The sequence below is a fragment of the Polynucleobacter sp. 73C-SIWE genome, from assembly GCF_018882465.1.
In the GTDB taxonomy this organism is placed as follows: domain Bacteria; phylum Pseudomonadota; class Gammaproteobacteria; order Burkholderiales; family Burkholderiaceae; genus Polynucleobacter.
In genome coordinates this window covers 162,017-181,611 of the sequence record NZ_JACVOK010000001.1, presented here as the reverse complement: position 1 = coordinate 181,611, position 19,595 = coordinate 162,017, and the positions used below count along the sequence as shown (strand labels likewise).

The 19,595-nt window shown below is 47.5% G+C and carries 19 protein-coding genes; 16 read left to right on the top strand and 3 right to left on the bottom strand.

What is annotated here, in order from left to right; genetic code table 11:
* Positions 1 to 76: 76 nt before the first annotated feature.
* Positions 77 to 2,680: an Rne/Rng family ribonuclease gene (locus ICN17_RS00900; RefSeq protein ID WP_216235705.1), complete on the bottom strand. Its 2,604-nt coding sequence runs from the start codon at positions 2,678 to 2,680 to the stop codon at positions 77 to 79.
* Between the two features lie 464 nt (positions 2,681 to 3,144).
* On the opposite strand from ICN17_RS00900, the gene ICN17_RS00895 reads away from it, so the two are divergent.
* From ICN17_RS00895 to ICN17_RS00885, 3 genes are read left to right on the top strand one after another with little or no spacing between them, the layout of a single operon-like run.
* On the top strand, positions 3,145 to 4,173 hold the full coding sequence (locus ICN17_RS00895; RefSeq protein WP_216235703.1) for an RluA family pseudouridine synthase: 1,029 nt from the start codon (positions 3,145 to 3,147) through the stop codon (positions 4,171 to 4,173).
* Complete coding sequence (locus ICN17_RS00890) at positions 4,170 to 4,856, top strand: HAD-IA family hydrolase (RefSeq protein ID WP_216235701.1); 687 nt, start codon at positions 4,170 to 4,172, stop codon at positions 4,854 to 4,856. The genes ICN17_RS00895 and ICN17_RS00890 overlap by 4 nt, the downstream gene beginning before the upstream one ends.
* A 29-nt stretch (positions 4,857 to 4,885) precedes the next feature.
* Positions 4,886 to 5,833, top strand: a complete 948-nt coding sequence (locus ICN17_RS00885) for a S49 family peptidase (protein WP_216235699.1) — start codon at positions 4,886 to 4,888, stop codon at positions 5,831 to 5,833.
* Positions 5,834 to 5,868: 35 nt separating this feature from the next.
* Here the strand turns inward: ICN17_RS00885 and ICN17_RS00880 are convergent, their stop codons facing one another.
* Both ICN17_RS00880 and ICN17_RS00875 read right to left on the bottom strand, forming a co-directional pair.
* Positions 5,869 to 6,639 (bottom strand): SAM-dependent methyltransferase, encoded by a 771-nt coding sequence (locus ICN17_RS00880; RefSeq protein ID WP_216235698.1) that lies wholly within the window; start codon positions 6,637 to 6,639, stop codon positions 5,869 to 5,871.
* A gap of 20 nt (positions 6,640 to 6,659) precedes the next feature.
* Positions 6,660 to 7,256, bottom strand: a complete 597-nt coding sequence (locus tag ICN17_RS00875; RefSeq protein ID WP_216235695.1) for a Maf family nucleotide pyrophosphatase — start codon at positions 7,254 to 7,256, stop codon at positions 6,660 to 6,662.
* Positions 7,257 to 7,297: 41 nt separating this feature from the next.
* Here ICN17_RS00875 and ICN17_RS00870 point away from each other — a divergent pair, with 41 nt between their 5' ends.
* From ICN17_RS00870 to era, 13 genes are all read left to right on the top strand, one after another.
* Positions 7,298 to 7,876 (top strand): YceD family protein, encoded by a 579-nt coding sequence (locus tag ICN17_RS00870; RefSeq protein WP_216235693.1) that lies wholly within the window; start codon positions 7,298 to 7,300, stop codon positions 7,874 to 7,876.
* A gap of 114 nt (positions 7,877 to 7,990) precedes the next feature.
* Entirely contained in the window at positions 7,991 to 8,170 is a 180-nt protein-coding gene (gene rpmF / locus ICN17_RS00865) for a 50S ribosomal protein L32 (RefSeq protein WP_011902241.1), read from the top strand.
* Between the two features lie 84 nt (positions 8,171 to 8,254).
* Entirely contained in the window at positions 8,255 to 9,268 is a 1,014-nt protein-coding gene (plsX, locus tag ICN17_RS00860; RefSeq protein ID WP_216235691.1) for a phosphate acyltransferase PlsX, read from the top strand.
* Positions 9,265 to 10,251 (top strand): beta-ketoacyl-ACP synthase III, encoded by a 987-nt coding sequence (locus ICN17_RS00855; protein ID WP_216235689.1) that lies wholly within the window; start codon positions 9,265 to 9,267, stop codon positions 10,249 to 10,251. Before plsX ends, ICN17_RS00855 begins: the two co-directional genes overlap by 4 nt.
* 27 nt (positions 10,252 to 10,278) lie before the next feature.
* The gene (gene fabD, locus ICN17_RS00850; protein ID WP_216235687.1) at positions 10,279 to 11,214 is read left to right on the top strand and encodes an ACP S-malonyltransferase; all 936 of its coding nucleotides are present in this window, start codon (positions 10,279 to 10,281) and stop codon (positions 11,212 to 11,214) included.
* A 42-nt stretch (positions 11,215 to 11,256) separates the two neighbouring features.
* Positions 11,257 to 12,000 (top strand): 3-oxoacyl-ACP reductase FabG, encoded by a 744-nt coding sequence (fabG, locus tag ICN17_RS00845; protein ID WP_216235685.1) that lies wholly within the window; start codon positions 11,257 to 11,259, stop codon positions 11,998 to 12,000.
* Between the two features lie 102 nt (positions 12,001 to 12,102).
* Positions 12,103 to 12,342 (top strand): acyl carrier protein, encoded by a 240-nt coding sequence (gene acpP, locus ICN17_RS00840; protein WP_028819177.1) that lies wholly within the window; start codon positions 12,103 to 12,105, stop codon positions 12,340 to 12,342.
* A 21-nt stretch (positions 12,343 to 12,363) separates the two neighbouring features.
* Positions 12,364 to 13,611, top strand: coding sequence for a beta-ketoacyl-ACP synthase II (gene fabF / locus ICN17_RS00835; RefSeq protein WP_216235683.1), 1,248 nt, complete (start codon positions 12,364 to 12,366; stop codon positions 13,609 to 13,611).
* A gap of 51 nt (positions 13,612 to 13,662) precedes the next feature.
* A complete protein-coding gene (locus ICN17_RS00830) occupies positions 13,663 to 15,111 on the top strand; it encodes a DegQ family serine endoprotease (protein WP_216235681.1) in 1,449 nt (482 codons plus the stop codon).
* 136 nt (positions 15,112 to 15,247) lie between these two features.
* Positions 15,248 to 17,053, top strand: a complete 1,806-nt coding sequence (gene lepA / locus ICN17_RS00825) for a translation elongation factor 4 (RefSeq protein ID WP_216235679.1) — start codon at positions 15,248 to 15,250, stop codon at positions 17,051 to 17,053.
* A complete protein-coding gene (lepB, locus tag ICN17_RS00820) occupies positions 17,053 to 17,859 on the top strand; it encodes a signal peptidase I (protein ID WP_216235677.1) in 807 nt (268 codons plus the stop codon). Before lepA ends, lepB begins: the two co-directional genes overlap by 1 nt.
* A gap of 6 nt (positions 17,860 to 17,865) precedes the next feature.
* On the top strand, positions 17,866 to 18,657 hold the full coding sequence (gene rnc / locus ICN17_RS00815) for a ribonuclease III (RefSeq protein ID WP_216235675.1): 792 nt from the start codon (positions 17,866 to 17,868) through the stop codon (positions 18,655 to 18,657).
* A 44-nt stretch (positions 18,658 to 18,701) separates the two neighbouring features.
* Complete coding sequence (gene era / locus ICN17_RS00810) at positions 18,702 to 19,595, top strand: GTPase Era (protein ID WP_216861801.1); 894 nt, start codon at positions 18,702 to 18,704, stop codon at positions 19,593 to 19,595.

Genomic DNA, 19,595 nt, shown 5'->3' with positions numbered 1-19,595 from the left:
TGAAACGGTGTTTCTGCCAAACCACCAGATATCCTTGCAGGATAAATGGCAGTCCGGAGAAAAGCTTAAAGCAGCATTAAACCGTTTTTTCTTGGCCGCCGGTTTCAACTAAAACCATGGGACCTTCTGGTCGGGCTGCTGCAGGTTTGGGCGTTCTGCCTAAGTTAGTTGACTCAGGTTGAATCTGGCTTTGGGCTTCTGCATGCTTAGAGGCATCAGTAGCAACCCAAATCATGCCGGCAGATTGCACAACGCTATGCAAAGGAGTTTCTTCAAGTGCCTGGAAGGCAACCTTCGGAAGCTCTGGTGCAGGCTTAGCAATCACTTCAATAGTCGAAACTGCCGCCACTGCCACTGCTGCAACTGGAGCTGCTGCTGGAGTACTTTGAGTACCTTGCGCTGGACGATTGGGTTGGCGTGGAGGACGTGGTGCCCTCTCTTGTCTTTCCTTAGTAGGTTTTGTATTACCAAAGCTATTGGCAAGATTCTGAATCGGCATTGATGCAGATGCGCCAGCCATCCCTACAGGAGGACCTGTAAATGGACTTGCTGCCACTGCAGTAGCTGTGTCACCATTCTCTTCGCGTTCGCCACGATCATTACGATTGCGACCACGACCACGACGATTGCGACCACGACCACGACGCTCTTCGCCATCAGTAGTTGGTGCAGTCTCACCTGGAGCAGCTTCGGTTGCAGGAGTTACTGCAGCTGGGTTTGCTTGGCGCTCTGGCTTTGGACCACTGCGATTGCCGTTACGGTTATTACCTGGATTGCGATTGCCGTTGCGATTGTTGTTAGCCTCAGCAGTGCCTTCAGCAGCAGTTACCGCTGGGCGCTCTGCACGCTCACCATTACGTTCGCCACGACGATTGCGACCACGATTACGATCACCGCCATTGCCATTGCGACCTTGGTTGCGACCACGAGCATTGCTTGGCGCTGGCTTCTCTTCTGCTGCAGGAGAGGAGGAGAACATCTTTTTAATAAATCCAAAGAAACCACCAGAGCTCTCAGTTTGTACTTTTTCAGTACGTGCTGGACGAGGTTGGCTAATTGGTGCGGGTTGAGTTGGAGTAATACCCTTAACAGCAGCTTCAGGGCGCACCTTCACATCAGCATCTTTACGACTTACTGTAGTGTCGGTCTCGAGCTCACGAGCAGCCTCTTCAGCCATCACATAGCTCGCTTTTTGATCATCCAAGCGTGGATCATCATGACGTAAACGCTCTAACTTGTAATGTGGAGTCTCCAAATGCTTATTTGGAACCATCAAGACATTTACTTTGAAGCGAGTTTCAATCTTGATGACTTCAGCACGTTTTTCGTTCAAGAGGAATGCAGCCACTTCGACTGGTACCTGTGTATGAATCGCTGCAGTGTTCTCTTTCATTGCTTCTTCTTGAATGATGCGCAGAACTTGCAATGCTGAAGATTCAGTATCTCGAATGTGACCAGTACCGTTACAACGTGGGCAGGTTACATGGCTACCTTCAGAGAGGGCAGGGCGCAAGCGCTGGCGTGACATTTCCATCAAGCCAAACTTGGAGATCTTGCCCATCTGAACGCGCGCGCGGTCATGACGCAGAGCATCGCGTAGGCGATTCTCAACATCTTTCTGTGCTTTGCTCGATTCCATATCGATGAAGTCGATCACGATCAAACCACCCAAGTCACGTAAACGTGCTTGACGGGCGATTTCATCGGCAGCTTCTAAGTTGGTTCGGGTAGCAGTTTCTTCAATATCAGAACCACGGGTTGCACGTGCGGAGTTCACGTCCACAGAAACTAAAGCTTCGGTGTGGTCAATCACGATTGCGCCGCCTGATGGCAAAGGCACAGTACGTGAGTACGCAGTTTCGATCTGATGTTCAATTTGGAAACGCGAGAACAAAGGCACATCATCCTGATAGCGCTTCACTCTTGGCAAATTATCTGGCATGACTACCGACATAAATGCAGCGGCTTGTTCGTAGATGTCATCGGTATCGATGAGGATCTCGCCGATATCAGGTTGGAAGTAATCGCGAATTGCACGAATGACTAGGCTAGATTCGAGATAAATGAGTAATGGGGCTGAATTGCCTTTGGCAGCTTCATCAATCGCTTTCCACAACTGCATTAGGTAACTTAAGTCCCATTGCAATTCGGTAGCATCACGACCAATACCAGCCGTACGAGCAATGATGCTCATGCCATCAGCTACTTCTAATTGAGCCATGGCTTCACGGAGTTCTTGACGGTCTTCACCTTCAATACGACGGGAAACGCCGCCTCCACGTGGGTTATTTGGCATTAATACCAAATAGCGGCCAGCCAAGGAGATAAAGGAAGTTAGGGCGGCACCTTTTTGGCCACGCTCTTCTTTTTCTACTTGAACAATGATTTCTTGACCTTCGCGCAGGGCATCCTTAATGGAGGCGTTGCGAACATCGATACCCTCTTTGAAATAGGTTCTGGCAACTTCTTTAAATGGTAAGAAGCCATGACGCTCTTCACCGTAGTTGACAAAGCAAGCCTCCAGGGAGGGCTCAATGCGGGTAATAACACCTTTGTAAATATTGCCTTTGCGTTGCTCGCGACCGGCAGCTTCGATATCAATATCGATGAGTTTTTGGCCATCAACGATGGCAACTCGCAACTCTTCTTGTTGAGTTGCATTAAACAACATGCGTTTCATAACACTCTCCTATGGGGGAGGATGTCGTTGCGCGCTGCGTTAGGGGACAGGTTAGATACCGCTTAAGGCATAGCCTCTGGCGGTTTAAGAGTGTGGATCATACAAATCTGGGCATTTATTACCCAGCTCACCAAATTAACGGGTGGTTAAATCGGTGCCACACTTGACGATCGCCGCAGAGACCTCCTTTAGGTCATCAATGCAGGCGCGCGCCTGAAAACTGTCTTCTAATCGCGGGTCGCGGCATACGGCACACCAACCCTGCGCCTCATTACAACGGGGGAGGGGCAACCCCGGGAGTCTTTTAAAGGGCGACTCCAAGCTCCACGATTTAAACCTGACTTCAGGTTCATATCGGGCCAATAAATTGGCTAGAGCGTTGATTATACGGCACAAGTTGAATGACAATGGGGTATTGTTGAGTCCCTTGTCGTCTCAGAACGAGGCGGTAAGAGAGATAAATCATGAAATCTGAACCCATTTCCAAGCCTTTAAAGGTAAAAACGCATACAACTTCAGCACCTGCTGCAGTGCATCTCCAGACGATTGGTCCGGAAGAGGCTGGTCAGCGCTTGGATAACTATTTGTTACGCTGGGCTAAAGGAGTCCCCAAAAGTCACGTTTATCGGATTATTCGTTCGGGCGAAGTGCGGGTGAATAAAAAGCGGGCTGAGCCAACTACCCGACTCATTGAGGGTGATGTAGTGCGTCTTCCCCCCGTCAGAATTGCTGAGCCTGCCCAAATGGCAGCAGTTAATAGTGCTCAAACCAAATCCAGAGCCCACGGTTACTCAGACAAAATGCCTATCCTTTTTGAGGATGAGGCTCTCTTAATAGTAGATAAACCTCCTGGCTTAGCTGTGCATGGCGGTTCTGGAATTGCTCTGGGGGTGATTGAGACTTTGCGCATTACTCGCCCAGAATTGAAGTTCCTGGAGTTGGTTCACCGTTTGGATCGAGATACCTCTGGCGTATTGCTGCTTGCTAAGAAGCGTAGCGCTCTAGTGGAGTTGCACCGTCAAATTCGTGAAGGTCAAACAGATAAGCGCTACTACTTACTAGCCCATGGAGAAATTCAGCAGGGTGCGCAAGTGATGCAACTAAAGTATCCATTGCATAAATACCTCTTGGCGAATGGTGAACGCAGGGTTCGAGTTGATCCTGAAGGGTTGCCAAGCCACACCGCGTTGCGCGTTAGCAAAACTATGAAGCGTGCGGATGCCGCCATCACATTGGCAGAGGCTCAGTTAAAAACAGGCCGCACCCATCAGATCCGCGTGCACCTTCAGAAGCTGGGCCATGCAATTTTGGGCGATGATAAATATGGCTTTGAAGATCAAGACAAGGTGATTAAATCGAAACGACTCTATCTCCATGCTCATCTTGCGGGTTTCACGCATCCCCGTACTGGTGAGAAGATGCGGATTGAGTCCCCGCTGCCAGCTGAGTTTGCGGCGATGATGAAGAATTTTGAACCAATAGAAGCGTCATGAGCCAAATCCGTAAATTCGGAGATAAATCCGACCGCCGCTATGACCTGATCGTGTGGGATTGGGATGGAACCATTATGGATTCCACGCCAACCATCGTGCATTGCATTCAGCAAGCTTGTCGTGATTTAGGTTTTAAAGAGCCTGATGATGCATTGGCAAGTTCAGTGATTGGTTTGGGCATTCAGGATTCATTGCGTAGGGCGGTTCCTTGGATTGAGCCATCCAACTTTCCAAAACTGACAGATCGTTTTCGTTACCACTACCTCGCAAAAGATCATGAGCTTCATTTATTTGTAGGCATTCGTGAGCTGCTAGAAAATTTACGCGAAGATCAATATCTATTGGGCGTTGCTACAGGTAAATCTAGAGTAGGGTTAGACCGCTCCTTAAAGCACCATCAAATCGGGCATCTTTTTCATGAAACACGGACGGCTGATGAGTCCTTCTCAAAGCCCCATCCAGGAATGTTGCTAGAGTTATCTGATGTGACTCAGGTACCTACGCGCCGGATGCTAATGATTGGAGATACCACCCACGATTTAGACATGGCAGCCAATGCTGGCGTAGATGCTGTGGCAGTAACCTACGGCGCGCATCCCCCAGACACTTTAAAAACATCCCCTTCATTGGCGCATGTAGATGATGTGGCGCAACTGTCACAATGGCTCAAGCAAAATCTGTAAACCACAATAAGCAATACTAAGGAATCAAGATGGAAAACAATCCAAATCCAAACTGGGAACGTCAAGCTCTTGAGCATTTGCTCCTTGAGAATTTGAAGGAGACACGCAAAGCGCGTCGTTGGAGAGCTGTACTGCGAGTGCTGACCTTGGTGGTGATCGTTGGGGTAGTTCTTGCGGTATTTGATTTTCATCTGCCGGGGCGCGGTATGGCAGGAGAAAAGCACACCGCTATGGTGACATTAGAGGGTGAGATTTCATCGAGCTCAATGGCCAATGCTTTAGACATCAACTCTTCACTACTTTCTGCATTTGAGAATGAGCATAGTGCCGGCGTGGTTCTGCGTATCAATAGTCCCGGCGGTTCACCGGTTCAAGCAGGAATGATTAATGATGAGATTCATCGCTTACGCAAGCTCTATCCGAACAAACCATTTTATGTAGTGGTTGAAGATATTTGTGCTTCAGGTGGCTACTATGTTGCAGTAGCTGGGGATCAGATTTTGGTGGATAAGGCTAGCTTGGTGGGTTCAATCGGCGTGATCATGGAAGGCTTTGGCTTTACAGGCTTGATGGATAAGTTAGGTGTAACCCGTCGCATGATTACCTCGGGATCCAATAAAGGCATGCTCGATCCATTTAGCAAAGAAGATCCAAAGCAAGTTGAGATGGTGAAGACCATGATTGACGAGATTCATCAGCAATTTATTGCTGTAGTGAAAGAGGGTCGCGGGACACGTTTAAAAGATGTCCCTGATTTATTCTCCGGCCGCATATGGAATGGCGAACAGGCTGTCAAAATTGGTTTAGCTGATGGTTACGGCACAGTTGAGTCCGTAGCGCGCGATATCTTCAAAGCCCCAGATATTTTGGACTACACCATGAAAGAAAATTTTGCAGAGCGTGTAGCCAAGCGCTTCGGTGCTGAGGCAGGTGCTGCTGCTGGCAAAGCTTTAGTAAAGGCACCAGATCTAAAGTAAGAATCAATTCCTAAGCTAGGGAAAAACGTCAACTCTTAGGCCAACAGTAGAAATACCGTTGGCCTATTTTGCAAGGAAGCGCATGCACCTTCATTTGGATAGCGCTTACGCCACTCTGCAATCGATAATGTTGCGATCATTTCTGAAGTGAGGCTGAGATCAACACCCAAGCAGAGTAAGGATTGTGGTGCTAAAGAATTTAAGCACGCCATCAACATCGCGGTATTGCGATAGGGCGTCTCAATCCAAATCTGAGTTTGCTGTAATTTTCGAGACTCTACTTCAAGCTGCTTCAACTTTGCACTCCGCTCGTGGGCATCATGCGGCAGATATCCCTGAAAGGCAAAGCGTTGACCGTTGAGACCGCTGGCCATTAAACCCAGCAAGATAGAGCTTGGCCCCACTAAAGGCTTTACCTGGGCGCCCAACCGATGTGCTGCTAGAACAAGTTCTGCGCCTGGATCGGCAACACCCGGCACACCAGCTTCAGACATTAAGCCCATGTCATTACCATCAAGCAATGGTTTGAGTAAATCAGCAGGCTTCACAGTATCACCATATTTTGCATTGCGAGCTGCACCGCGCCACTCACTCATGTGCATTTCTTGAATAGTGCAAGCAAGCGGAGCAACACTATCAACGGCTTTTAATAATGCACGTGCTGTTTTCGCATCCTCAACAATCCAGTGTTTGAGTTTGGCAGTTTGTAAAAGCGTTTGATGAGGCAATACCCACGGCAATTGTTCAGTGCGCGCGTCATCACCCAAAGTATTGGGAACTAGATAGAGTGTGCCTAACTTGGACATGAATAGATTGATTCGATCTCTTAATTCTTCGATGGAATTAGAAAACCAGCATCACGTAATAAACCGGTTAAAGCAATGAGTGGCAGGCCAATCAGGGCTGATGGGTCATTACTTTGAATGGACTCCAAAAGGCTAATGCCAAGGCCCTCAGACTTGGCGCTGCCAGCGCAGTCATAAGGTTCTTCCGCAAGCAAATAACTTTCTAAAACCTCATCTGATAGTTTTCGAAAGGTCACTTCAGTGGGCACGTTTAAGGTTGTTTGCTGCTCGCCTTTCATTAAGCAAAGTGCGGTATGAAAAGTCACCGTTTGTCCACGCATGAGTTGCAGTTGAGCGAGAGCTCTTTCAAAATTTCCAGGCTTACCAATTGCGGCGCCACACAAATCTGCAACTTGGTCAGAACCGATTACCCATGCATTGGGGTGATCCTTAGCAACTGCCGCAGCTTTTGCAGTGGCAAGACGTAAGGCTAATTCGAGAGTGCTCTCGCCGGTGAGTGGTGTTTCATCTACTTTGGGGGAAACGACTTCAAAAGGAATGCGCAGACGACCCAAAAGCTCGCGGCGATATGCCGAGGTCGATGCCAGGATGAGGGGCGGATTGATTAATTTGCTCATTGCTACGGACTTTCGAAGGGGCCTTGATTTAGACTGATGTCATGAATCGTAATCAAGTTTTACCTCAAGTCCAGTTATCGGCCGAGCCCAGCGCTTTAAAAAAGGTCGATTTTTGTGCCCCCCAGTCTTATCGAGGAGCTGGTTTTTTGCCTATTTCTGATATGCCTAGGTTGGCTGAGGAGGCTTCCAGTATTAATCCGGGGGATGGCTTTGATTGGCAAATGGAGACCCATTTTGAAGATTCGCCTGGGAGTGAGTCTCGCCAAATCCTGGAATTGGGCCTAAAAGGGCGCCTTCAACTGGTTTGTCAGCGCTGTTTGCAAGACTGCACTGTGGATTTAGATGAAAAACGCCGTTTTGTCCTGCTTGCCACTGAAGCTGAGGCTGATGATTACCCCATGGAGGATGAGGAACAGGAGCCTTTGGTCGCCAGCCAGCATTTCAACCTCTTGGAAACCATTGAGGATGAGGTTTTACTGTCTTTACCCTTGATTCCAAAGCATCCGGAGGGCTTTTGTGAGCCCCATGCTTCAGTTTTTGGATTAGAGGATGGGGGTGAGGGAGTTGATGAGCGCGAAAATCCCTTTAACATATTGAAAAATATGAAGAAAAACTCATAAATCGGGCTCCAAATAGGCCCTCGTTACCCTAGTTGTTTTAAGTAATCTCTATCGATAAATCAAGCATTTAGCTGATTTATCATGCTAGAATGTCGCCTTGCTTAGGAGTTCAATATGGCCGTTCAACAAAACAAAAAATCACCTTCCAAACGTGGCATGCACCGTGCGCACGACTTTTTGACCGCACCTGCTACGGCTGTTGAAGCCACAACTGGTGAGGCTCATTTGCGCCACCACATTTCACCAAACGGCTACTATCGTGGCCGTAAAGTTGTTAAAACAAAAAACGACTAATTCTTTTAGTCTAAATAGATCGAAGCGGCTCCCAAAACAGCCGCTTTTTTCTTAGATAAATCACTTGCAGCAGTCAATGAGTTTATGAGCGTTACTCTAGCTATTGATGCCATGGGCGGAGATCATGGAGTCGTCGTTACGGTTCCTGCTGCCTGCGATTTTCTAGAAAAACATAGCGATGTGAGAATTGCCTTGGTAGGTGACCCCGATTTAATCAAGCAAGTTTTAGATAAATCCTCCACAGCTCACGCTGATCGCATTCAAATTATTCCCGCAAGCGAAGTGGTATTGATGGACGACCCCATCGAAGTTGCCTTGCGTCGCAAAAAAGATTCATCTATGCGCGTTGCTATTGAGCAAGTCAAAGAGGGCGCAGCTGATGCTGTCATTTCCTCTGGGAATACTGGCGCACTCATGGCGATTTCTCGCTACATTCTCAAAACCCTTGAAGGTGTTGACCGTCCTGCGATTGCTACTGCTATCCCAAATGAATTAGGGGGTGGTACAACTATGCTCGACCTGGGCGCAAACGCAGATTGCGAGCCAATGCATTTGGTGCAATTTGCCCAAATGGCAAACGTCATGGTTCAGGTGGTTGATGGCAAGAAAAACCCTTCAATTGGGCTTCTCAATATTGGGGAAGAAGTGATTAAGGGTAATGAGGTTGTCAAACAAACCAGCGAGTTACTCCGTCAAACTCATTTAAACTTTTACGGCAACGTAGAAGGTAATGATATTTTTAAAGGCACTACCGATATCGTCGTATGCGATGGTTTTGTGGGTAATGTCGTTCTCAAGGCTAGTGAAGGTTTGGCAAAAATGATGAGTGGCATGATTCGTGAAGAATTTAAGCGCTCGTTGATGACTAGACTGATGGCAATTTGTGCCATGGTGCCATTGCTGCGTGTACGCAAGCGTGTAGACCATCGTCGTTACAACGGTGCGGTATTGTTGGGTCTACGCGGTTGTGTGATTAAGAGTCATGGTTCTGCTGATCGCTTTGCCTTTGGTTTTGCTTTAGAGCGCGCATATGAGGCCGCCAAGAATCGCATGGTTGAGCGTATTGCCGCAGCCTTTGTGGTGGAGACAAAAGAATGAGTATTTTTGCAAGAGTCGCTAGCACTGGAAGCTATCTTCCCAAGCAGCGTTTAACTAATCAGGACTTAGTAGAGCGCCTTGCTAAAACAGGCCTAGAAACTAGTGATGAGTGGATTACGACTCGCAGCGGAATTTCTGCACGGCACTTTGCTGCTGAAAATGAATTAACCAGTGATTTGGCGGTTCAGGCTGCTCAAGCTGCATTAACAAGTGCTGGACTCACTTCTGAAGATCTAGATCTCATTATTTTGGCAACCTCTACACCGGATCATTTGGGTGGGTTTCCAAGCACGGCTTGTGTAGTGCAAGATAAATTGGGCGCTCATACCGCCTGCGCTGCATTTGATGTGCAAGCGGTTTGCGCTGGCTTTACTTACGCTCTCGCTATTGCGGATGCTTTTATTCGCTCTGGTTCATTTAAAAAAGTACTGGTGATTGGTGCTGAGACTTTCTCTCGCATTTTGGATTTTCAAGATCGCGGCACTTGTGTTCTGTTTGGCGATGGTGCTGGTGCAGTAGTGCTAGAAGCCTCCAAAGAGCCTGGCATTCTTTCTACGGCTTTACATGCTGATGGCAGTCAACGCGATATTCTCTGCGTGCCTGGCCGTGCTGGTAATGGTGAAGTGCATGGCTCTCCATTCATGACGATGGATGGTCAAGCAGTATTTAAATTAGCCGTAAAAGTATTGGAGCAAGTAGCGCACGAAGCCTTAGAGAAGGCCAATCTCAAGCCCGAACAAATCGATTGGTTAGTGCCACATCAAGCCAATATTCGCATCATGGAGGGTACCGCCAAGAAGATGGGTATGTCCATGGATAAAGTGATTGTGACAGTGCATGAGCATGGTAATACTTCTGCCGCATCAATTCCATTGGCTTTAGATGCTGGCGTGCGCTCTGGTCAAATTCAACGTGGTCAACATCTTTTACTTGAGGGTGTTGGTGGTGGCTTTGCTTGGGGTGCAGCAGTTCTCAAGTACTAAGAGTTTATTTTTTAGTGAATTAACAATATGACATTTGCATTCGTATTCCCTGGCCAAGGTTCTCAATCTGTCGGTATGCTCAATTCGATTTCTGAGCGCCCTGAAGTACGTGCAACATTACAAGAAGCCTCTGAAGCTTTAGGTGAGGACGTTGCCAAATTAATTGCTGAAGGTCCTGCAGAGGCCTTGTCCTTAACAACCAATACTCAACCAGTAATGCTGACTGCTGGCGTGGCTTTTTACCGCGCTTGGCTGGCAGCGGGTGGATCAGCTCCTAAGGTAATGGCAGGTCATAGCCTCGGTGAATACTCGGCCTTGGTCGCTGCTGACGTCATTTCTTTTAAAGATGCAGTTCCGTTGGTACGTTTTCGTGCAGAAGCAATGCAAAGCGCAGTACCAGTTGGCACGGGCGGCATGGCCGCTATTTTGGGTTTAGATGATGCTACGGTAATTAAAGTCTGCGCAGAAGCCAGTGCTGCTGCTGGCGGTGTTGTAGAGGCTGTCAATTTCAATGCGCCAGGACAAGTGGTGATTGCAGGTGCAAGTGATGCTGTAACGAAGGCGTGCGAGCTATTGAAAGCTGCCGGTGCTAAACGCGCATTACCCTTGCCTGTGTCTGCACCATTTCATTCTTCTTTGCTGCAGCCTGCTTCTGAAAAGCTCAAAGGTTATCTTGCAAATATTGAATTCAAAACACCGACAATCTCCGTGATTAATAACGTTGATGTTCAAATCTTGAATGATCCTACCGCCATTAAAAACGCATTAGTGCGTCAAGCTGCAAAACCTGTGCGCTGGCAAGAAACCATTCAAGCAATGGCTGAGCAAGGTATTACACAAGTAGTGGAGTGTGGCCCTGGCAAGGTTTTAGCAGGTTTGACTAAGCGCATTAATGAGCATGTTATTGGGCTACCCATCTTCGATGAAGTCAGTCTCAATGAGGCTTTGGCTGCAGTGAAATAATTCCAATATCAAAAGACACTCAAGAAATAACGGAAAATAAATATGAATCTCGATTTAAGCGGACAAATTGCCTTAGTGACTGGTGCCTCGCGTGGCATTGGTCGGGCGATTGCAGATGAATTGGTTAAGTGTGGCGCCAAGGTGATTGGCACGGCGACATCTGCTGATGGTGCGAAAGCAATTGATGCACGCTTAAAGCCTTCGGGTGGTTGTGGTTTAGTTTTGAATGTCACCGCACCAAATGCTTGCGAAGAAATTATTGATCAGATTGTGAAAGATCATGGCGGTATCAATATTTTGGTTAATAACGCTGGCATCACTCGCGATAACTTGGCAATGCGGATGAAGTCCGAAGAGTGGACGGATGTGATTGATACCAATTTGAGTTCAGTGTTTCGTTTATCTCAGGCTGTTTTACGCCCCATGATGAAGGCACGCAGTGGTCGCATCATCAACATCACCTCCATCGTTGGTCACATGGGTAACGCAGGACAGGCAAATTACGCTGCTGCAAAAGCAGGCGTTTCTGGTATGACCCGTGCTCTGGCTCGCGAAATTGGCAGTCGGAATATCACCGTCAATTGCGTAGCCCCTGGATTTATTGATACCGATATGACCCGCGCCTTGAGCGAAGATCAGCAAAATGCCCTCAAAGTGAATATTCCACTATCCAGATTGGGTAGTCCCGAGGATGTGGCTCAGGCAGTGGCATTTTTGGCCTCTCCGGCGGCTGGCTATATTACGGGTAATACCCTACACGTCAATGGTGGACTCTATCTAGCCTAACGGCAAAGCAAGGATTTGGTCGTTTTTGGGCGAATTTGCTAATTCGGTCCACCAAACTGATAAAATCCTTTTCATCGTTTTTTACAACCCCTGGGGAAATTAATGGACAACATCGAACAACGCGTTAAGAAAATCGTCGCTGAGCAATTAGGCGTCGCTGAAGGAGATATCAAGAATGAATCTTCTTTTGTGAATGACCTGGGCGCTGACTCTCTTGACACTGTTGAGCTGGTAATGGCATTGGAAGATGAATTCGGTATCGAAATTCCTGATGAGGAAGCCGAAAAGATCACCACAGTTCAGCTCGCGATCGACTTCGCTAAATCAAAAGCTCAGGGTTAATTCCCTAGCTTAGGTATTACTGTGTCAGCATCAAATGGCCGACGCCGGGTAGTAGTCACCGGTCTTGGCCTCATCTCACCTGTTGGTAATTCAGTTGATGTAGCTTGGTCTAATTTGCTTGCGGGCAAATCAGGCATTGCTACCATCACTAAATTCGACCACGCTCCACTTAGCGTTCATTTCGCTGGAGAGGTGAAAGATTTCAATGTCGAAGAATATGTTTCTGCCAAAGAAGCTCGCCATATGGATACCTTTATCCATTACGGTATCGCTGCTGGTACGCAAGCTATTCGCGATAGTGGTTTAGAGATTACTGAGCAAAATGCCGAGCGTGTAGGCGTTATGGTGGGCTCAGGGATTGGCGGTCTGCCAATGATTGAGGAAACTGGGGCTGAGCTCTTGGCTCGCGGCCCTCGTCGCATCTCCCCATTCTTTGTGCCAGGCTCAATCATCAATATGATTTCTGGGCATCTCAGCATTTTGTTTGGCCTTAAGGGTCCAAACGTAGCTGCAGTGACTGCCTGTACAACAGGTTTGCATAGCATTGGTTTAGCTGCACGCTTAATTCAGTATGGAGATGCTGATGTGATGGTGGCTGGTGGTGCTGAGTCAACTATTTCTGCTTTGGGTGTTGGTGGTTTTGCTTCAGCAAGAGCGCTTTCAACACGCAATGATGATCCTGCAACTGCTTCACGTCCTTGGGATAAAGACCGTGATGGCTTTGTTCTAGGTGAAGGTGCTGGCGTGATCGTGCTTGAAGAGTATGAACATGCAAAGGCACGCGGCGCAAAAATTTATTGTGAGCTGCTTGGTTTTGGTATGAGTGGTGATGCGTATCACATGACTGCACCAAATATGGATGGTCCACGTCGTTGTATGGTCAATGCCATGCGCGATGCAGGGTTAAATCCCGATCAAATTCAGTATCTCAATGCGCACGGCACTTCCACACCTTTGGGTGATAAGAATGAAACTGATGCCATTAAAGCGGCTTTAGGCGATCACGCTAAAAAAGCCCTGATTAATTCCACCAAGTCGATGACTGGTCACCTCTTAGGCGGCGCAGGCGGTTTGGAGTCTGTTTTCACCATTCTGGCCCTTCATCACCAGAAATCCCCACCCACCATCAATATCTTCAATCAAGATCCTGAGTGTGACTTGGACTACTGCGCCAATACCGCCAGGGATGTGAAGATTGACCATGCAGTCAAAAACAACTTTGGCTTTGGTGGTACTAACGGCACCTTGATTTTTGGTAAGCTGACCTAATATTCTCTTTATCTCCATTTTTTGGTTTTTACCAAGTAGGTCCATAGCATCATGAAAAAGTACCTTATCGCGCTCTTGACTATTTTGAGTCTTGGGCAAACTGCATTTATTTCCACTGCTTCTGCACAAAATCCTCGGGTAACGATTCCAGATTTTGCGGATTTGGTTGAGCGTGCCAGTCCTGCCGTGGTCAATATTCGGACGACTGAAAAAGTCGCGGTGCAACAAGCTCAAGGCGGCATCCCAGGAATGCCCGAGGAGCAAGCAGAATTCTTCCGTCGTTTCTTTGGAGTGCCGATTCCAGGTATTCCAAGTACGCCTAAACAGGCGCAACCTAATTCCGGTAAACCACAAGAGGCTGATCGTGGAGTGGGCTCTGGTTTCATTATTGAATCCAATGGTTTGATTCTCACTAATGCACACGTTGTTGAAGGTGCCACTACGATTTATGTCACCTTGACTGATAAGCGCGAGTTCAAAGCTAAGCTCTTAGGGATGGATAAACGCACTGATGTAGCAGTAGTCAAAATTGATGCGCGCGACTTACCAAAACTGCCATTAGGTGATTCTTCTAAAGTGCGAGTCGGTGAGTGGGTTCTCGCAATTGGCTCACCTTTTGGTCTTGAGAACACCGTAACAGCAGGCATTGTTTCCGCGAAGAGTCGTGATACAGGTGACTACTTACCCTTTATCCAGACTGATGTGGCTGTCAATCCCGGTAACTCTGGTGGCCCGCTGTTAAACACGGCCGGCCAAGTCATCGGCATTAATTCACAAATCTTTAGTCGCTCTGGCGGTTATATGGGGATCTCTTTTGCGATTCCGATTGATGAAGCAATGCGCGTTGCTGAGCAGTTGCGCACTAACGGAAAAATGACACGAGGTCGTATTGGTGTTGCTTTAGGTGAAATGACAAAAGATGTTGCTGAGAGTTTGGGTTTAGGTAAGCCTCGTGGCGCATATGTGCGTAACGTAGAGCCTAATGGTCCTGCAGCAGTTGGCGGCATTGAGGCGGGTGATGTGATCCTGAGTTTTAATGGACGCGACATTAATAGATCTACAGATTTGCCACGTATTGTTGGTGAAACCAAACCAGGGACCACAGCTACAGTGCAAGTTTGGCGCAAGGGCAGTAATCGTGATTTAACGGTTACGGTTATTGATACTGAGTCAACCCAAGCGGCTGCTAAAAAGTCAGATGCCCCTAGTAATAATGGCAACAGTACGAATGCCTTTGGGGTGGTAGTAACGGACTTATCGGACACCAAAAAGAAGGATCTGAATATCAAGGGTGGCGTTGAGGTCACTGGTTTGGGTGATGGTCCTTTGGCTAGAGCAGGAGTCCGTCCTGGCGATGTGATCATTCGAATTGCGGATGCAGATATCACTGGGGTAAAGCAGTTTGAGAGTCTTGTTAAAGGCCTGGATACCAATAAGGCTGTTCCAGTCTTTATACGCCGTTCTGACGGTACTTTGATCATCCCTGTACGGCCAAAATAAGCCCTTTTTAGGCAAATAAATGGGGTTCGGCGCCTTTTGGGCGCCACCCATTACAATCACTTTAAGACGACTTTTTGCAGCGCATCATTGTGGTGCGTTCTGACAAGGCGTTTTTTGAATGAGCTATTAAGACGCTATGGATTTAATCCGCAATTTCTCTATCATCGCCCACATTGATCACGGCAAATCTACGCTTGCGGATCGCATTATTCAACTTTGTGGCGGTCTCTCAGATCGCGAAATGGAAGCCCAGGTTCTCGATTCGATGGATATCGAACGTGAGCGCGGTATCACTATTAAGGCCCAAACTGCAGCTCTAAATTACAAAGCTAAAGATGGCAAGATCTATAACCTGAACCTGATTGATACCCCAGGCCATGTGGATTTCTCATACGAAGTTAGTCGTTCCTTATCTGCTTGCGAAGGTGCTTTATTGGTAGTAGATGCTAGTCAGGGTGTCGAAGCACAAACGGTAGCGAATTGCTATACCGCAATTGAACTTGGCGTTGAAGTGGTACCTGTTCTCAATAAGATTGATTTGCCCCAGGCTGATCCTGAGCGCGCTATTCAAGAAATTGAAGATGTGATTGGTATCGATGCAACGGATGCGGTCACCTGTTCAGCAAAAACGGGTTTAGGTGTGCACGAAGTGATCGAAGAGATGATCCGTCGTGTGCCGCCACCGAAAGGCGATGCGAACGCCCCTCTACAGTGCCTCATTATCGATTCATGGTTTGATAATTATGTTGGTGTGGTGATGTTAGTGCGCGTTGTGAACGGCACACTCAAACCCAAAGACAAGATTACCTTGATGGCCAATGGCTCAAGCCACCTAGTTGAACATGTCGGTGTCTTCAGTCCGAAGTCAGTGGACCGCCCTGAGTTAAGTGCCGGCCAGGTGGGCTTCATCATTGCTGGTATTAAAGAATTAAAGGCGGCAAAAGTGGGTGATACCGTTACCCATACGACAGGTCAGCAAGGGCGCACTCCTGCTACAGCACCATTGCCTGGATTTAAAGAAGTGAAGTCCCAAGTGTTTGCCGGTTTGTATCCAGTTGAAGCGAGTGAGTACGATCAACTGCGTGAATCACTTGAGAAGTTAAAGCTCAATGATGCATCTCTCTTATATGAGCCAGAGGTTTCTCAGGCTTTAGGTTTTGGATTTCGATGCGGCTTCCTAGGTCTGCTCCATATGGAGATCGTGCAAGAGCGCTTAGAGCGCCAGTACGGGATGAATCTGATTACTACGGCTCCAACCGTGGTGTATCAGGTACAGCAATCTGACGGCACGATGCTAATGGTAGATAACCCATCAAAGATGCCTGAGACCAGTAAGGTCGACATTATCATGGAGCCGATTGTGACCGTGAATCTCTATATGCCTCAAGAGTATGTGGGTTCGGTGATTACCTTATGCGTTGGCAAGCGGGGCATTCAGACGGGGATGAACTATTTGGGTCGCCAAGTGCAGCTCACTTATGAATTACCGATGGCAGAGATTGTGTTGGATTTCTTTGATAGGTTGAAGTCAATCTCTCGCGGCTATGCCTCGATGGATTATGAATTCAAGGAATATCGTCCCGCTGATGTAGTCAAGGTAGACATTTTGATTAACGGTGACCGGGTTGATGCCCTATCGGTGATTGTCCATAGGAGTAATAGTCAGCACCGTGGTCGTGAGGTAGTCTCCAAGATGCGCGGGATCATTCCACGTCAAATGTTTGATGTGGCTATTCAGGCGGCTATTGGTAGCAATATTGTTGCCCGTGAAAACGTGAAAGCTTTACGTAAAAACGTATTGGCTAAATGCTATGGCGGTGATATCTCTCGTAAGCGTAAGTTATTAGAGAAGCAAAAAGAAGGTAAGAAGCGCATGAAACAAGTGGGTAATGTGGAAATTCCACAAGAAGCTTTCTTGGCTATTTTGCAGGTGGAAGATTAATGAACTTTGCTCTGATTCTGTTGATCTTGGTCGTTCTGACAGGTATTGCCTGGGTTGCTGACAAGATGTACTTTGCCCCACAAAGACGCTTGGCTGGTAACGATCGCATGCCTTTGTGGCTGGAATATACGGCTGGTTTCTTCCCGGTCATTTGTGCCGTATTTGTGTTGCGTTCTTTTATTGTCGAACCTTTTAAGATCCCATCTGGCTCGATGATCCCCACTTTACAAATTGGCGATTTCATTTTGGTAAATAAATTTACTTATGGCATTCGTCTTCCAGTGATCAATCAAAAAGTATTTGATCTCGGAACTCCTCAGCGTGGCGATGTGGTGGTATTTCGTTACCCACGTGATGAGTCTGTCGATTACATCAAGCGTGTAGTAGCTCTGCCTGGTGATGTAATTACTTATCAAGACAAGCACCTCACAGTGAATGGCCAGCTATTGCAATACAGTGGGGGCGATTCTTATCTTGATCCGGAGAATATGCGCTATGCCAAGCGCTTTAAAGAAGCTTTCCCTGCGGATTTGGGTGGTAATCGTCATGAAATCTTGAATGATCCTGATCGTCCTGCAACAGTCTTTCCGACAGAGCGTTTTCCGGGCTCAGACTTTTGCCAGTACCAGCAAACTGGGCTCACTTGCAAAGTTCCACCAGGACATTACTTTGCGATGGGCGATAACCGTGATAACAGTGCCGATTCTCGCTATTGGGGTTTTGTGCCAGATAAAAATATTGTGGGCAAAGCCTTCTTTGTCTGGCTGAACCTAGGTAACTTAGGTCGCATTGGCGGCTTTGAGTAAGAGATCATGAACGCGCGCGCCGTTATCGAAACCGCACCCTTGCAAGAGCATCTTGGCTATACCTTTAAGAAGCCTGAGCTTTTGAATCAAGCCTTGACTCACCGCAGTCATAGCAAAAAGAATAACGAGCGCTTGGAGTTCTTGGGCGACTCCATTCTCAATTGTGTAGTGGCTGATTTACTTTATGAGCGTTACTCTGATTTGGATGAGGGCGATCTCTCTCGTGTGCGCGCCAACCTTGTGAAGCAACAGGCCCTATATGAGATTGCACAAACCTTGTCTCTCTCCGACTATCTCCGTTTGGGGGAGGGTGAGCTCAAGAGCGGCGGCTTTCGCCGTCCTTCAATCCTGGCAGACACTTTAGAGGCAGTTACTGGCGCGATCTTTTTAGATGGCGGATTTGATGCAGCAAAAGCATGCTTGCGCAAACTCTATTCGGCAATCCTGGCACAAGTTGATCCAAAAACTTTAGGTAAAGACGATAAAACACTCTTGCAAGAATGTTTGCAAAGCTATCAATTACCTTTGCCGACTTATAACGTGACTGGCACCACTGGCGCAGCGCATAACCAGCAATTTGAAGTGGAATGCTTGATTCCGAGTTTGAAAGTGTCGGTAAAGGGTGAGGGCGCCTCACGTCGAGCTGCAGAGCAATCTGCTGCCAAGACTGCTTTACTAGCAGTGCTCAAAGCATTGCCACAAGAATCTCGTAAACCCAAGAAAACTCGGTCGGCTAAGAAAAAAGCAGCCAAAAAAGAAGTGACCGAAGAGCAGTTAAATCTTAAGCTGAAGGGCTAATCGTGTTTAGATGCGGCACTATCGCTATTGTTGGGCGTCCCAATATGGGCAAATCAACACTGCTAAATGCCTTGGTTGGTCAAAAGATCAGCATTACCTCTCGTAAGGCGCAAACCACTCGCCATCGTATTTTGGGGATTCAGAATCGTGAAGAGGCGCAATTTATTTTTATTGATACGCCAGGCTTTCAGACGCGTTTGATGAATACGCTGAACAAAGCACTAAACCGCACAGTGACAACTGCCCTGCAAGACGTTAATGTTGCTTGCTTTGTGGTTGAGGCGGGTTATTTTGGTGAGGACGATAAGAAAGTTTTAAAACTACTGCCCGAGGATTTGCCGGTAGTACTGGTTCTCAATAAGCTCGATCTTTTTAATAGTCGCTTTCAAACTCCTTCCGAACGCGATCAGGCATTACTCAATTTTATGAAAGACATGTCGCGACCATGGAGCGAGCTGGGCGGCCACGAGGATCAGAAGTGTGAGTTTGCAGAAATTGTGCCGATGAGTGCTAAAAGTCCTGGTGACGTACAAAGACTCTTAGATGTATTGGAGGGCTATCTGCCTGAAGCAGAGGCTGTCTACGATGGCGATACCATTACCGATCGGAGTGAGCGCTTTCTTGCTGCTGAAATTCTGCGAGAGAAGGTTTTCCGTTTTACAGGTGAAGAATTACCTTACACTTCTACAGTGGTGATTGATCAATTTAAAATGGATGGCAAGATGCGCCGCATTGCTGCAACCATTTTGGTGGATCGCGATAGCCATAAAGCCATGATTATTGGTCAAAAAGGCGAGCGTCTTAAAAAGATCTCCACGGATGCGCGGATTGATATGGAAAAGCTCTTTGACGGCAAAGTCTTTTTAGAGACTTGGGTCAAGGTGAAACGTGGTTGGGCAGATGATCGCGCTGAATTGCGGGCGCAGGGTCTGGAATAA

Coding starts and splice junctions, on each gene's coding strand:
- ICN17_RS00900 (WP_216235705.1), bottom strand. CDS start 2,680: ATGAAACGCATGTTGTTTAATGCAACTCAACAAGAAGAGTTGCGAGTT.
- ICN17_RS00895 (WP_216235703.1), top strand. CDS start 3,145: ATGAAATCTGAACCCATTTCCAAGCCTTTAAAGGTAAAAACGCATACA.
- ICN17_RS00890 (WP_216235701.1), top strand. CDS start 4,170: ATGAGCCAAATCCGTAAATTCGGAGATAAATCCGACCGCCGCTATGAC.
- ICN17_RS00885 (WP_216235699.1), top strand. CDS start 4,886: ATGGAAAACAATCCAAATCCAAACTGGGAACGTCAAGCTCTTGAGCAT.
- ICN17_RS00880 (WP_216235698.1), bottom strand. CDS start 6,639: ATGTCCAAGTTAGGCACACTCTATCTAGTTCCCAATACTTTGGGTGAT.
- ICN17_RS00875 (WP_216235695.1), bottom strand. CDS start 7,256: ATGAGCAAATTAATCAATCCGCCCCTCATCCTGGCATCGACCTCGGCA.
- ICN17_RS00870 (WP_216235693.1), top strand. CDS start 7,298: ATGAATCGTAATCAAGTTTTACCTCAAGTCCAGTTATCGGCCGAGCCC.
- rpmF (WP_011902241.1), top strand. CDS start 7,991: ATGGCCGTTCAACAAAACAAAAAATCACCTTCCAAACGTGGCATGCAC.
- plsX (WP_216235691.1), top strand. CDS start 8,255: ATGAGCGTTACTCTAGCTATTGATGCCATGGGCGGAGATCATGGAGTC.
- ICN17_RS00855 (WP_216235689.1), top strand. CDS start 9,265: ATGAGTATTTTTGCAAGAGTCGCTAGCACTGGAAGCTATCTTCCCAAG.
- fabD (WP_216235687.1), top strand. CDS start 10,279: ATGACATTTGCATTCGTATTCCCTGGCCAAGGTTCTCAATCTGTCGGT.
- fabG (WP_216235685.1), top strand. CDS start 11,257: ATGAATCTCGATTTAAGCGGACAAATTGCCTTAGTGACTGGTGCCTCG.
- acpP (WP_028819177.1), top strand. CDS start 12,103: ATGGACAACATCGAACAACGCGTTAAGAAAATCGTCGCTGAGCAATTA.
- ICN17_RS00830 (WP_216235681.1), top strand. CDS start 13,663: ATGAAAAAGTACCTTATCGCGCTCTTGACTATTTTGAGTCTTGGGCAA.
- lepA (WP_216235679.1), top strand. CDS start 15,248: ATGGATTTAATCCGCAATTTCTCTATCATCGCCCACATTGATCACGGC.
- lepB (WP_216235677.1), top strand. CDS start 17,053: ATGAACTTTGCTCTGATTCTGTTGATCTTGGTCGTTCTGACAGGTATT.
- rnc (WP_216235675.1), top strand. CDS start 17,866: ATGAACGCGCGCGCCGTTATCGAAACCGCACCCTTGCAAGAGCATCTT.
- era (WP_216861801.1), top strand. CDS start 18,702: ATGGGCAAATCAACACTGCTAAATGCCTTGGTTGGTCAAAAGATCAGC.